The sequence below is a fragment of the Rouxiella sp. S1S-2 genome (genome assembly GCF_009208105.1).
Classification (GTDB): domain Bacteria; phylum Pseudomonadota; class Gammaproteobacteria; order Enterobacterales; family Enterobacteriaceae; genus Rouxiella.
The window spans coordinates 3,184,298-3,198,406 of record NZ_WFKL01000001.1 but is presented as its reverse complement, the minus strand read 5'-3'; the positions used below and the strand labels follow the sequence as shown (position 1 = coordinate 3,198,406).

The following is a 14,109-nucleotide window of genomic DNA, read 5'->3' as shown; positions in this document are numbered from 1 at the left end:
CAAATCAAAAGGAAGATGAAATAACGAATATTGCTATACATAGCGATAAAAGGTCATAGATGGAAATTGCCGACTTATTATTTTTTGTAGAAACAAAATGCTTTTTTCTTCGTAGCTTAAAAATCTCTTATCTCTATTTTGAAACTTACTTTTGAGTGAAAAAAGGAGTTCAGTTTGAGTAACCAAACTCGCAGGCGTCTAAAGACCCTGGTAGGGGCAGGGAGCGTGGTCTATGCATCGAATGATGACAAGCGTCGTTCTGGCATTTCACGTGCAGCTTCGCTCGCCAAAATTGCCGAAAAAGAGAAAATAACCGGCCTGTTTACCGCCGACCTGCTGCAGGCCGACCCCGATGGGCTGGCAGGTTCTACCGGCAGTCAGGATCCGATCATTGCGCTTGCTGCTCTCAGTCAGGTCACTGAATACATTGGCCTGATTGCTACGGTGTCGACCACTTATCAACATCCGTACAACCTCGCCAGACTAATTGGTACCCTGGACCATGTTAGCGGCGGTCGTGCTGGCTGGAACGCGGTAACTTCATCAGTGGGCGAGGAGAACTTTGGCGATATTTCCCTGCCGGATCCCGCGACCCGCTATGCTCGCGCCACGGAGTTTATCGAGGTCATTAATGCGCTGTTTGATGCTAACGATCCTGCTGCGGTAAGGCGTGCCAGCAGCGGTTCTATCAGCATTGATCCGCGTAAACTGCATCCTATTGACCATCGCGGAACCTTCTTTCAGGTGAAAGGCCCGCTGAACGTGCCGCCGTCGCCGCAGCACCGTCCGGTGCAGTTTCAGGCAGGTCAGTCTGATGAGGGGCTGATTCTTGGTGCGCGTTATGCCGAGGTTATCTACACCTCGCAGCCAACGCTTAACGACGCACTGGGCTTTGTCGAGCGTGTACATCAGCACGCCAATGCCTACGGCCGTCATGAGAATAAGCCGTTAATCATGAATTCGTTCCACTCGGTGATTGGTGAAAGTGCGACCGACGTTTCGCGGCGTCTGCGTGAAAAGCATGAACGGATCGACTACCAGCAGGGCAAGCTGAAGGTGGCTGATATGCTGGGCGGTGAGATTGACCTACGTGACTTCGCGCTGGATCAGCCCATTCCGCCTAAGTTTTTGCCAGAAGTGGGATTAATTAATCGTCGTCGTGGCAGGGCAGACATTTTTAAACGCTTTGCGCTGCAGGGACTTACGCTGAGGGAATTGATTATTCAGGCGCAGGAAACGGGCCATTGGTACGTGGCGGGAACCCCTGAAACCCTGGCAGATGCTATCGAAGAGCGTTATCGCGCAGGCGTGCTTGACGTTATTTCTTTGCACGGCTTAGGTCAGCCCGATCAGGAGGATTTATTGCTAAACGGATTATTACCGGAGCTTAGAAAAAGACAACTGATTGATGAAGACTATTTCGGGGAAGATTTTAGATCCAACCTCGGTCTTTCTGCGATCAAGAGCACTAGCGATATATATTGAACGCACTATTTTTGATTTAGAGACAGTGTTTCACGCGGCAGTGGTGATTATTTCCCACTGCCGAGGGGGCGCTAAAGCAGGCATAGGAATGTCTACCTGTCACCCAGCACAAACGCGTTTATTACCCGCACAGAGTGGGGCACTGACATTATAGGTAAACAATGTCTCAAGGTGGCCGTCATGCTGCCCTTCAATGTCGCGTAGAATATACGCTGAACCGGCGCTATTAACCAAAATATCCAGCTCGCCAAATATTCCGCTGGCATATTTAGCCAACATCCGTGCCTGAGATTTAACCGTAATATCCACCGCTACAGCAATGGCGCGTCCTCCCGCTGAACGAATATCATCGGCGGTCTGTTCGCCGTCGTTCAGACTGTGGTCGGCGACAATCACCGACGCGCCGCGTGATGCCAACAACATAGCGTGCACTCTTCCAACCCCACCCCCTGCGCAGGTTACCAGCGCGATTTTTCCATCAATGCGTCCATCTTCTTCCAATGCCAGAACACTCTCCGGTGTCTGTGGACCAAGGGTGCTATCTTCGATCATTAATGTGCCCTTAAAAGGTGAAATAAAGTGCCTGGATGTCGATACCCAACGCAGGAATTTATGCATGAACTTGGGGAGATAAGTAAACTAACAAAACTGTACAGTGCGGTATAGTTTTAAATTATTAAATTAATATGTCAGAGATTTTTTTCTGATTTTTAAGCGTATTTAGCCTTGGCGCGAGAGGGGGCGATATCCATTAATTTGCTTTAGCTCCCTCTCGCCGTTCAATCAGAATGAGTATGACACGCTGACAGTGGCGCTGCGCGGTTCGCCATACACGCCCTGATCGCTCAAGTAGCTGTAATACGTTCGGTCAAACAGGTTGTCGATGTTGGCCTGTAGCGCAAGCTGCTTTGTCACTTGATAACGGGCAAACAGGCTCGCCAGCGGATAACTGCTTTGGAAGATGCGCACGGTATCTCCAGAAGGTGCGACGGCGTCCTGATAGGTGCGGTTTTGCCAGTTTATACCCCCGCCGACGGTCAACTGCGGCAGCATTGGCAGGGTATAACGGCTAAACAGCTTGAAGGTCGTTTGCGGAACAAACGCATTCGGGCGGCCATCGGTCGCGTCGGTCGCCACATAGCGGGTCGCGCCGAAAGTCATCTGCAAATTGTCGGTAACCGCGCCGTTAAGCTCAAACTCTGCACCTTTGCTCACCACGCCTTTTGCCGCGTAGTAGGCCTGCTCACTGGTACCGTTGACGAATCCGCCGTCTATCTCCTGACCTAAATTGTCTTGCTCGATGCGAAACACGGCGAAGGTCGCGGTGAGTCGGCCATCCAGCCAGGCCGATTTCAGGCCGGTCTCGTAGTTTTTACCGGTGGTCGGGGCGAGATAGTTGCCTGATTCGTCGCGGTAGGACTGCGGCTGGAAAATAGAGGTGTAGCTGGCGTAGGCCGACCAGGTGTCGTTAATGTCGTAAACTACGCCAGCGTAGGGCGTGATGTTGTTTTTCGTCATCTCTGCACTGGTGCCCATCGTGCTGTACTGGGTATAGCGTGCGCCAACGATCAGAGAAAGCGGATCGGTCAGTGAGAAGCGCAGGGCGGTGTAGACTGCTTTTTGACGCACAATGTCGTCGGAAACCGGCTCCCAGTCGCTCCACTGAGGGTCGGCCAGGTTGCCGTTAAGATTATTATAATCGCCAATGTCGTCGCTGGAGATGTCCGCTGCGGCGCTCGAATAGACATTGTGCTGACGGCTGTAGGTCACGCCTGCCACCATCTGATGCTGACGGCCCAGCAGTTCAAACGGCCCGCTGGCGTAGGTGTCCACCGAGTCTAGCCTGCGGGTTCCGCGGTCTTTGCTGCCATAGCCGCTGACCCCTTCACCGGTGATTTCATCCGGGAAGCCTTCGGCATAAAGCAACTTGTCGTCGAACTTTGATTCGGCGTGCGTCGCATTCAGGCGGAAGTTCCAGCCGTTGTCGAAGTTGTGCGTGAGATTAGCAAAAATTTTGCGCGAGTTGATATCGTAGTGCGCCCAGTCTGCCGACGGGCTGGTACTGCGACTGTAGTGAGTACGATTGCCGTTGCTATACCAGCTTGGCAGTCCGCCCCAGGTCGGATTGCCGGTGTGGTCTTCCTGGAAACTGTAGCCGAGGGAGAGGGTCGTGCTGTCGCTCACGTCGGCGTCCACCACGCCATAAATAAACTTTTTGTTTCTGTGGTAGCGGTCAAGCCAGCTGTCCTGGTCCTGATAACCGGCGACCACGCGGCCGCGCACTGTCCCTTCCTGATTCAGCGGACCAGAGACGTCCAGCACGTAGCGCTGTTTGTTCCAGCTGCCGTAGCTGGCGCTGATATTGCCAGTAAAATCTTTGCTGTCGGCCTGCTTGCGCACCATGTTCACCGAAGCCGACGGATTTCCCGCACCGGTCATCAGTCCGGTCGCGCCGCGTACCACTTCAATACGGTCATAAATGGCCGTGTCATCACCGGCATCACCGAAGTTCCACACATTATTAACGGAGGTCGGAATGCCGTCGAAGGTGTAGTTGTTAATAATAAACCCACGTGAATAATAGCTTGAGCGCTCACTGTCATAAATATAAGGCGAGACGCCGGTGGTGTTATTCAGTACGTCGCCCACCGTTTGCAGGTTTTGGTCCTGCATGCGCTGCTGGGTGATAACACTTAACGACTGCGGCACGTCGCGAGGAGTCAGCAGCAACTTAGTGCCCGCAGTGGTGGTTTTTACGCTGTAATCCTGCTGGTCGCCGCCGGAGTCATCATTCGCGGCATTGACCACCATCACATCAGGCGTTGAGGGCGCGCTGAGAGTGATTTCGGCCGCCTGTGCCAGCGCCGGATTGACCAGCACATGCACCGCTAATGCCACTAAAGTAAGGGGGAAAGTGTGTTTGAATGCCGCCTCGCGCAGCGTCGTGCTGCGTTCCCTGCTGTTGAAAAGCATGAATGATTACCGTGAAATATAAAATATTATTGAGAATGGAAATGATAATGATTTGCTTTAAAATTTCTGAGTAAGTTTACGTCTAAAATGTAACAACCTGTTATTAATAAGGATATTGCAGGATTAACGGCAGGGTAGGCCCGCATTTGGGCACGATAAGACGTTTACTAAAATTATTGTAATGCGTATGATTCTCATTCTTTTTATCAGCTTTCTTCTGCCGCTAGGGTGAAAAGGAAGCCGTAAATCCACTTATGGAGTTGAGAATGAAATCTTTGTTCAGTCCGCGTAAGGCCGCAGTCGCACTGGCGGTTGTTGCCGCTTTCAGCCTTTCTGCCTGCCAGGCACCGGCAAAACAGGCGGCTACGCCGGTGGTTGCACCGGCTGCGGCAAAACCGGTTGATGCACAGATTTCGCAGCGCATATTGGGGGACGGGTTGTATGAGATGGCTTATTCCGCCGAAGGCAATACTCTGTATGTCGCTAGCGCCCAGTCATTCAAGGATGTAAACGGCGGTATTATTTATCGTCTTGATCCTACAACGCTGGCCACCAAAGGTGAAACACACACTGATTTGAAAAACTTCGCACTGGCCGAAAATCCCGACAGCAGCCTGATTTACACCACCAATACGCTGGACGGCGGCATTTCGAAAATTGACGCCAAGAGCGGCAAAGTAATGCAACGCATGAACTTCAATGAAAAAGCCAAAGACGGTGATCCCGTCCCGGCGCGTGAAATTTACTGGCATGCCGGGGCGCTTTACGTCGGCGGTGTCGCGGATTCTGGCGTGATTTGGGTGGTTGATGCCAAGACGCTGAAATTGAAAAAGCGCATTCCGAATGCTGGGAAATGGGTAACGGGCATTATTTATTCACCGGTTACCGACCGTATTTATGCGGCCAACGGCGGCGGCGAAGTGTTAGTCATCAATCCGCACAGCCATAAAATCGAGAAGCGCTGGACGGCCAACGACGGCAAATCCTACCTGTTCCTTAATCTGGCAGAAGACCCGCAAACCGGCCGCCTGTTTGTGACTGACGACTCTAAAGGCAAAGCGACACTGGTCTTTGATGAGCGCACGGGCAAGGTTATCAAGCGCATTGAGGGCGACGCGCTGGGTATTAAATTCAATGCCAAACGCAACGAGATTTACCTCAGCCAGCGCGAGTCGAAGAAAGTGCTGCAGCTGGATGCCACCACCTATGCAGTGAAAAACAGCTGGGCGTTCGACACGCGTCCCAACAGCCTGTTGGTTTCACAAGACGGGCAGACGCTGTTTGTGACCCTCAAGCAAGACTTTAACAAAGACAGCTCGACCAAAGGCCGGGACGGCATCGCGCGCATTGCGTTGAAATAACGCACACTGTTTTGATCCCTAATGACAAAGTTGATTGAGCAGGCCCGTTACGGTGTAACGGGTCTTTTTTATTGGCGAGGCGGGAATTATTATTGGCAATACTGCAGCAGCAGGGGGTGAAATTCGGGCTGTAGGCGATAGCGATACACCGGTCTGCCGGTAGTGCCGTAGTGAATACTGGTAAAAAGGATGTTCATCTGTGCCAGCCAAATGAGGTATTTTCGGCAGGAAACACGCGAAATACTGACATCGGTCGCCAGCTCATCGGTAGAGAATTCGCTTTCCGGATGTTTGTCGATCCACTGACACAGCGTGCGCAACGTCTGCTGGGTCAAACCTTTTGGTAACCGCGTTTGCTCGTCGGCCGTCAGGGCGTTACCGTGGATCAGCAGGTCAACGTCCGCTTGCTGATAAAATGGCTGGTTGTCCATCAGGCGTTTTTTGTGCCGCCAACCTTTTAATGCCTCTTCAAAACGCGAAAATTGGAACGGTTTTATCAGGTAGTCGACCACACCGTAGTCGAGCGAACTTTTAATCGTTGCCGCGTCGGCCGCCGACGAAATAATAATCACGTCGATTGAACGCGCTGCGCTGCGCAGTTCTGGCAGTAAATTCAAGCCGTTTTCCTGCTGCATATAGATGTCGAGCAGGATTAAATCCACTGCCGGATGGCCGTGCGCGAGTTTGTCTTTTGCCTGCTGCAGGGTAGATGCCGTGCCGCAGCAGCGAAATCCTGCGACCTGCTCAACGTAGCAACGATTTAACTCCGCCACCATCGCGTCATCATCTACTACTAATACATTGATCATTGATGTGTATTTCCTCTTCCCCACGGAAGCTGTATCAAGAACTGAGTATACACCCCCGGCTCCGACTCTACGCTTACGCTGCCGCCGAGACTTTCTGTTTGCTGTTGAACCAGGAACAGTCCCACACCGCGATCGCTGCCCTTAGAGGATACGCCTTTGTCAAAAATCGCCGCGAGTTGTTCTGCTGAAATACCTGGGCCGTCGTCGCTGACCTCGCAGGCCAGCCAGCCGTTTTGGTAATGCAGCATGACGTCAATTTCACCCTCCGATTGATGCTCGAGTGCTTCAAGCGCATTCTCAATCAGATTTCCCAGCACGGTAATGAGTACTGCGACCTGTTCGTCGCTGCCGTTGTCCGGCAGCAGACTGGCATCGTTAAGCGTTAACTGATGTCCGCTGTCCGATGCCCGATTAATTTTACTCAACAGGAATCCGGCAATCACCGGTGACTTGATCTTCTGCATCAGCAGGCCGATTTCAGTCTGGTAATTGTTGGCGGTTTGAAGAATAAACGCCTCCAACTGAGTATAATTTTTCATGTGCAGTAGACCCAAAATGACGTGCAGCTTGTTCATAAACTCATGGGAGCGCTCAGTCAGGGCATCAACATAGTTTACCATGCCGTCGAGGCGCTCACCGAGCTGGCTGATTTCGGTTTTGTCTCTAAAGGTGCACACCGCGCCGATAATCTGTTGTCCGCTGCGCACCGGCACCGTATTGCTGATAAGCGTACGACCACGCACGTTGAGTTTTTCATCATGCCAGGCTTTGCCGTGATGCAAAGCCTCGTGTAAATGGCTAAGCATGATAGACGACTCGGGGATGGCATCGCCGGTGAGCGGCGCCTCGCTGGAGGTTTCACGTAGCAGTTGGCGCGCGGCCTGGTTTATAAGCGTGACGCGGGAGTGCTGGTCAACGGCAATGACGCCTTCTTTGATTGACTCGAGAATGGCCTGGCGCTGCTCAAACAGGGTGGAAATTTCATACGGTTCAAGTCCGAAAAGAATATGCTTTAATCGCCGGACCAGAATCAGAATACCCAGCAGGCCGACCACCGCACCGAACAGCACAGTCCAAAAGATATTCCAGCGACTTTGAGTGATTTGCTGGGCGACGTCATCAAGCGAAATCCCCACCGCCACCACGCCAATTTGCTGGTTTGCGTCATTGTACACCGGCGTGAATGCTCGCAGCGCCTCGACCAGTACGCCGTGATTAACTGAGACGTTTTCGTGGCCCTTCAGCGCGGGAATAAAGTCATCACCGACAAAATGCTTGCCGATATTTTGCAGATTGGGGTGAGAGTAACGGATGCCGTCCATATTAATCACCACGATGAACAGCAGGCCATCGCGATTTCGCACCGCGTTGGCAATCGGTTGGATGAGGTTGTTTTCGCTCGGCAGTGTGAGCCCGCGCTGAATCTCAGGAGAGGATGCCAGCGTGCGCGCCACGGCCATCGCCTTATCCTGCATATGCATGCGGGTGAAGTTATCTATCTGTGCATTATACAAAAGATGCACACTCAGGAGCACGGTGGTGATAACTGCACCGACCATGAGGGTCATCAGAGTACTGAGTTTGATCGGGCGCTTTTGCACTGGATTTCGCTGCTGTGGTTGGCTCATCATAACTGTTCAAATCGAGTGGGTTAGGGTGCTGGCGTGTTGTGAAACATCACCCGGGCTTTGGGCGCAGTATAACGCGCAACTTTAGCGGCGAGGAGGGGACAAAGAGCGCTGACTCTTTTGTAACTAAAAAAACATAAAACCAATATCATTAGTTAATAAACTAAAAAAACTTTAACTTATCGGTAACAATATCTTAAATTCCACGCACTTTTTTAACGACCATCAATAACAAAGTGTAGACTCGGAATGAACAAAGCGAAAAAACTGCTTCCCACGCTCTCTCTTTCAGCACTGTTAGTGTGTTCAGCGGTTCACGCTGAAACCTCACCAGAGAAAACAGACGTGCTGCTCATCGGCGGCGGCATCATGAGTGCCTCGTTAGGAACCTGGCTGGAAGAATTGCAGCCAAGCTGGAAACAGCTCATGGTTGAGAAACTCGACGGCGTTGCGCTTGAGTCCTCCAATGGTTGGAACAATGCCGGTACTGGCCACTCCGCCAACATGGAGCTGAACTATACGCCTGAGCGTCCGGACGGCACCATTGACGTCAGCAAAGCGCTGGAGATCAACGAAGCTTTCATGATCTCGCGTCAGTTCTGGACCTCGCAGGTTAAAGACGGCGTGTTGAACGATCCGCATTCGTTTATCAATTCTACACCGCACATGAGCTTCGTTTGGGGCGATAAAAACGTCGAGTATCTGAACAAGCGCTATGAAGCACTGCAAAAAACCGTGCTGTTCCAGGGCATGAAATTCTCTACCGATCATAGCCAGATCCAGAAATGGGCACCGCTGATTATGGAAGGGCGCGACCCGCAGCAGAAAGTTGCCGCGACCTGGACGCCGGTAGGCACTGACGTCAACTACGGTGAAATCACCCGTCAGCTGATCGGCAGCCTCAAGAAAAACAGCAACTTCAAACTCGAAACCTCTTCAGAAGTTACCGACTTCAAACGTAACGCCGATAACTCATGGCACGTGACGGTCAAAGACGTGAAGAGCGGCACAGAACGTGAGATTGATGCCAAGTATGTGTTTATTGGCGCAGGCGGCGGTGCACTGAAACTGCTGCAAAAAACCGGTATTCCTGAAGGTGACAACTACGCGGGCTTCCCGGTGGGGGGATCGTTCCTGGTGACTGAAAACCCGGAAATTGCCAACCGTCATCAAGAAAAAGTGTACGGACAGGCTTCAGTGGGCGCACCTCCGATGTCAGTACCGCATCTGGATGCCCGCTACCTGGACGGCAAGCGCGTGGTGCTGTTCGGGCCATTCGCCACCTTCTCGACCAAGTTCCTGAAAAACGGTTCACTGTTTGACCTGCTGAGCACCACCACTACCCGCAACGTGATGCCAATGACCCACGTAGGTCTGGACAATTTTGACTTGGTTAAGTACTTGATTGGTCAGGTGATGTTGAGTGACGACGATCGCTTCGCTTCGCTGAAAGAGTACTATCCTGATGCCAAGAAAGAAGACTGGAAACTTATCCAGGCCGGTCAGCGTGTGCAAATCATCAAGAAAGATGCGGATAAAGGCGGTGTTCTGAAGCTGGGTACCGAAATCGTGACCGATCAGCAGAAAACCGTTGCCGCCCTGTTGGGCGCATCTCCAGGCGCTTCAACGGCAGCACCGATTGCGCTTAGCGTGATGGAGAAGCTGTTCCCAGAAGAGTTTAAATCAGCGGAATGGCAGAGCAAAATTCGCGCTATCGTGCCGAGCTTTGGTCAAAAACTGAATGACGACCCTGCGCTGACTCAGCGCGTATGGGATGAAACTGCGGCCACGCTGCAGCTGGTGAAACCTCCGGTTATTCAGATGACTCAGAAAGCGGCCGATGCAGCGAATGATGCACAGCCAGCGACCACTCCCGCGCCTGCCAAGAGCGATATGGCGCTGTAAGTCAGTAGCGTCGTCAATCAGTCAGTCGCAAAAAAGCGCCGAATCTTCGGCGCTTTTTTTATGCTTCAAGGGATTGCTCATGGCGCCAATGCAACGTCGGCAAAAGATAACGATGCATGCTTTCTGGCTGTTTTTCATCGATAAGGTCGATGACCATTTCAAAACAGTGTATTGCCAGTTCCCGGCAGTCCTGCGCCACGGTGTCAATTTTTACCGACAGCGAATCATAGAGAAAGTGGTCATCGAAGCCGCAAAGGTGAATGTCGCTGGTGAGCAACTTATGCTGGCTCATGTAACGTAATACGCCCTCCATCAGACCGCAGGAGGCGACATACAGCGCCTTCGGTGGTCGCCCAAGACGCGCGCAGAGATTAGCAAACATCTCATAACCGGAGCTTGGATGATAATTGCCATAAACTATCCACTCAGGTTTGCAGCTCACGCCAGCGCGCTCAAGCCCCCGTTGAAAGCCGGCCAGTCGGTCGCGGGTGGGGGAGATACGCGGCTGCCCGCCAATGAAGTAAAACTCGTCCTGATGGTGTTTTGCCACGCGGGCAACCAGCTCGGCAGAGGATTCAATCGCCTCGCACACCACCAGCGGCAGCTCGCTATTTTGCATATGACGGTCAAACAACACCACCGGCAGCTGTTGGCTGATTTTTACGTATTCCGCATCATTGAGCATGCTGGACGCAACAATCAGGCCGTCGACCTGGCGCTGGATCAGATTATTGACGCCCAGCGTTTCCTGGCTGGTATTTTCATCTGTGCAGGCAATCAACAGCTGCATGCCTTTCTCGCGGCACAGCGTTTCTAGCTCGTTGGAGTAGGCCGCAAAGCCATAGTTGGTCATTTCAGGTACTACCAGCCCGAGCGTAAAGCTGCGCGTGACGTTAAGTGAACGCGCATGAATGCTGGGCTGATAGTGTTGTTCGGCCGCCACAGCAAGCACGCGATCTCGGGTGGCATCGGAGATGCGAAACTTTTTGCTGTGGCCGTTAAGTACCTGGCTGGCCGTCGATTTTGACACACCGGCAAGCTCGGCTATGCCACTGATGGTGATACGTTTTGTCTTTTTCACTGCGCCACGTTTTATTATCGGACAAGAGGGTTATTCTATCATGCAATTCGCCAACGGCCAGTAGCTCAGCGCAATCTGCTTACTTCCTGTCAGCGTTAAACGGGCGGGTAAGGTTGGAAAATAGCGTGAGGACATCACCGCCTCACCCTGATTAATGAAAATTTCAACGCTTGAGCTGTCGCACAGCAGCGTGAGCTGTTGCAGTACGCCGTGCCAGAACCGCGTTTCGGGCTGATTCGTCCGGCGGTTTATGCGGGACAGTGTCAGGCATTCTCCGTCCCAGATCAGCGTGAGCGCCTCGCCAAATTGCGCACTAAACGGATGCTCAGTTTCTATCTCGACCTCAGCCTGGGTAATGCCCCAGCGCGGGGCCTGTTGTGCGGTGCCACTCCACGTCTGTTTTTCTCCACGAAGCTGCTGCAGCTCACGGGCAGGGCGCTGCACTATTTTACCCGCCTGCAGTGTCAGTTCACGCACGCAGGTCATAGTATGGATCCAACCCTGTTCGACGGTAGGCTGATAGAATTCATCGCCGTCAGGAATGCCCATCCAGCCAATCATTAAACGACGACCGTCTTCGCTCAAGGTAGTTTGTGGCGCATAAAATTCGAAGCCCAGATCCAGCTCGTTAAAGTCGCCGTGCGGGAATTCACCGCGTTGATAGTCAAGTTCACCCACAAAATAGCCAGACTGGAAGGTGTTTAGATAACGATGCGGCTCGGCGGTTAGTCCCTGCGGACAGCAAATCAGCACATCGCTCTCCGCCAGCCTAAACAAGTCCGGACATTCCCACATGTAGCCAAATTCACCCAGCCCGTTAAGTCCGGAACCGGCAATTTCGCCAAGAGAATGCCAGGTCAGTAAATCGGAGGATCGCAGCAGCAGGATTTTGCCTTGCAGGTCGAGGTTTTGCGCGCCGAGCACCATGAACCAGTGCCCGTCGTATTGCCACACTTTAGGGTCACGTACGTGACCCGTGTAGCCCTGCGGCAGGTCGAGTACTGGCCCTATTTTGTCAAATTCACCGTCGGCGTTTTCACGCGCCAAACATTGGAAGGCGGTGCGGCTGCCGTTGGCATATTTCACGTTGCCAGTGTAAATAAGGGTAAGATGCTGCTTATCTACCACCGCCGATCCCGAGTAGCAGCCGTGTGATTCAAACTCTTCTGACGGGGCCAACGCCAGTGGCTCATGCCGCCAGTTGACGAGGTCCAGTGAGCTCCAGTGCCCCCAAAATTTGGCACCGTGCGCGCAGGCCAGCGGGTTCCATTGATAGAACAGATGATAACGCCCGTTGTGCTGCACGAAACCATTCGGGTCATTAAGTAAGCCGACCGGCGGTGCCAGGTGCCATCCAGGGCGATAGGCGCAGGCGTTGGCTTTAGCCTGCCCCGACACCACGCTGCGCAGGGCCTGTTTGAGTAAATGTGCTTCTGACATTATTCACTCTCCGTTTTGTATTTCAGCAACAAAGACAGCACAAAGGCGCTACCGAAGGCGATGAGCAGGCCGATAACGTAACTGAGCATCGAGCTGGCTTGCACAATCGCCAGACCCGGGATAGCCGTCAGGCCTACGGCGGTCATATTGACGTGCATCGCCACTACCCACGCACCGCCGAGTGCGCCACCGGCCAGCGCGGCGAGGAACGGTTTCATAAACCGCAGATTGATACCAAAAATGGCCGCCTCGGTGATACCCAGCATCGCCGAGAAGGCCGAAGGGACGGCGATAGCCTTAATTTTCGCATCGCGGGTTTTAAAATACACCGCCAGACACGCGCCGCCTTGGGCAATGTTAGCCATCGACCAGATGGGCAGCAGGAAATTCACCCCGATATTGGGATTGCCCAGCAGTCCGGCCTCAATGGCATGGAAGCTGTGATGAATACCGGTAATAACGATAACGGAATACAGCCCGCCAAAAATAAGTCCGGCCATCCAGCCTGCGTGAGTAATCAGCGTGCTGAGTATGAAAGAGATGCCGTCACCCAATGCGCGACCGGCAGGGCCAATAACCAGAAACGCGATAAAGCCGGAAATAATTACGGTCAGGAACGGCGTGAGGATCAAGTCCAGCGCGTCGGGGATCACTTTACGCAGACGCTTTTCGATAAAGCTCATAAACCACACTGCCAGCAACACCGGAAACACGGTGCCCTGATAGCCTATCATCGCAATCTCGAGACCAAAGAAGTTCATGGTATGGAAACCGCTCGCCACGCCCCAGGCATTGGTCAGGGCAGGGTGAGTCAGTATGCCGCCGAGCGTAGCGCCGAGGAATGGGTTACCGCCAAACTCGCGAGCGGCAGTAAAGCCAATCAGGATCGGCAGAATGATAAACGCCGCCGAGCTAAACATGTCGAGCATGATAAAAATCGCACTGTCAGGGCTGGCCCAGCCATAGGTTTTGACCATGCCCAGCAGGCCCATCAACAGGCCGGATGCCACAATTGCCGGGATGATTGGCACGAAAATATTCGACAGCACGCGCGCAATGCGCTGAAAAGGGTTCAGTTTCTGCGCCGCAATGTTGGCGGCCTCTGACTTGCTGGATTCACTGATGCCCGCCGCTTTGATAAACTCTGCATGGACTTTATTGACCAGACCCGTGCCAAAAATGACCTGAATCTGCCCAGCGTTGCTGAAACAACCTTTCACGCCTTCCACTTTTTCAATGGCCTTTTTATCGACAATGCTGTCGTCAATCAGCACGAGTCTCAGCCGCGTTGCGCAGTGTGCCGCGCTGGCAATATTTTCTTTCCCTCCCAACAGGGGAAGCAGTTGGTTTGCAATTGCGTTGATATTCATAGTATCCCTTAAATTACCCTTGCCAATCGGCGCCCGGTCAGGCCAGGCGCATCTTTG

General features: G+C 52.8%; 10 protein-coding genes. 3 read left to right on the top strand and 7 right to left on the bottom strand.

What is annotated here, in order from left to right:
* Positions 1-174 precede the first annotated feature (174 nt).
* On the top strand, positions 175-1,485 hold the full coding sequence (locus GA565_RS14785) for an NtaA/DmoA family FMN-dependent monooxygenase (protein ID WP_152199093.1): 1,311 nt from the start codon (positions 175-177) through the stop codon (positions 1,483-1,485).
* 99 nt (positions 1,486-1,584) lie between these two features.
* On the opposite strand, the gene GA565_RS14780 is transcribed toward GA565_RS14785, so the two are convergent.
* Entirely contained in the window at positions 1,585-2,037 is a 453-nt protein-coding gene (locus GA565_RS14780) for an SDR family NAD(P)-dependent oxidoreductase (protein ID WP_152199092.1), read from the bottom strand.
* A gap of 231 nt (positions 2,038-2,268) precedes the next feature.
* Positions 2,269-4,458 (bottom strand): ferric-rhodotorulic acid/ferric-coprogen receptor FhuE, encoded by a 2,190-nt coding sequence (gene fhuE, locus GA565_RS14775; protein ID WP_152199091.1) that lies wholly within the window; start codon positions 4,456-4,458, stop codon positions 2,269-2,271.
* A gap of 266 nt (positions 4,459-4,724) precedes the next feature.
* Between fhuE and GA565_RS14770 the strand changes: the two genes are divergently transcribed.
* On the top strand, positions 4,725-5,819 hold the full coding sequence (locus GA565_RS14770) for a YncE family protein (protein WP_152199090.1): 1,095 nt from the start codon (positions 4,725-4,727) through the stop codon (positions 5,817-5,819).
* 89 nt (positions 5,820-5,908) lie between these two features.
* On the opposite strand, the gene dcuR is transcribed toward GA565_RS14770, so the two are convergent.
* Entirely contained in the window at positions 5,909-6,628 is a 720-nt protein-coding gene (dcuR, locus tag GA565_RS14765; RefSeq protein WP_152199089.1) for a two-component system response regulator DcuR, read from the bottom strand.
* Complete coding sequence (locus GA565_RS14760) at positions 6,625-8,259, bottom strand: sensor histidine kinase (RefSeq protein WP_193311916.1); 1,635 nt, start codon at positions 8,257-8,259, stop codon at positions 6,625-6,627. Before GA565_RS14760 ends, dcuR begins: the two co-directional genes overlap by 4 nt.
* A gap of 246 nt (positions 8,260-8,505) precedes the next feature.
* Here GA565_RS14760 and mqo point away from each other — a divergent pair, with 246 nt between their 5' ends.
* Positions 8,506-10,161 (top strand): malate dehydrogenase (quinone), encoded by a 1,656-nt coding sequence (gene mqo, locus GA565_RS14755; protein ID WP_152199088.1) that lies wholly within the window; start codon positions 8,506-8,508, stop codon positions 10,159-10,161.
* Between the two features lie 58 nt (positions 10,162-10,219).
* Here mqo and GA565_RS14750 read toward each other — a convergent pair whose 3' ends face one another.
* From GA565_RS14750 to GA565_RS14740, 3 genes are read right to left on the bottom strand one after another with little or no spacing between them, the layout of a single operon-like run.
* Positions 10,220-11,242, bottom strand: coding sequence for a substrate-binding domain-containing protein (locus tag GA565_RS14750; protein WP_152199087.1), 1,023 nt, complete (start codon positions 11,240-11,242; stop codon positions 10,220-10,222).
* A 30-nt stretch (positions 11,243-11,272) separates the two neighbouring features.
* A complete protein-coding gene (locus GA565_RS14745; RefSeq protein WP_152199086.1) occupies positions 11,273-12,682 on the bottom strand; it encodes a sucrose-6-phosphate hydrolase in 1,410 nt (469 codons plus the stop codon).
* The gene (locus GA565_RS14740; protein ID WP_152199085.1) at positions 12,682-14,052 is read right to left on the bottom strand and encodes a sucrose-specific PTS transporter subunit IIBC; all 1,371 of its coding nucleotides are present in this window, start codon (positions 14,050-14,052) and stop codon (positions 12,682-12,684) included. Before GA565_RS14740 ends, GA565_RS14745 begins: the two co-directional genes overlap by 1 nt.
* Between the last annotated feature and the right edge of the window lie 57 nt (positions 14,053-14,109).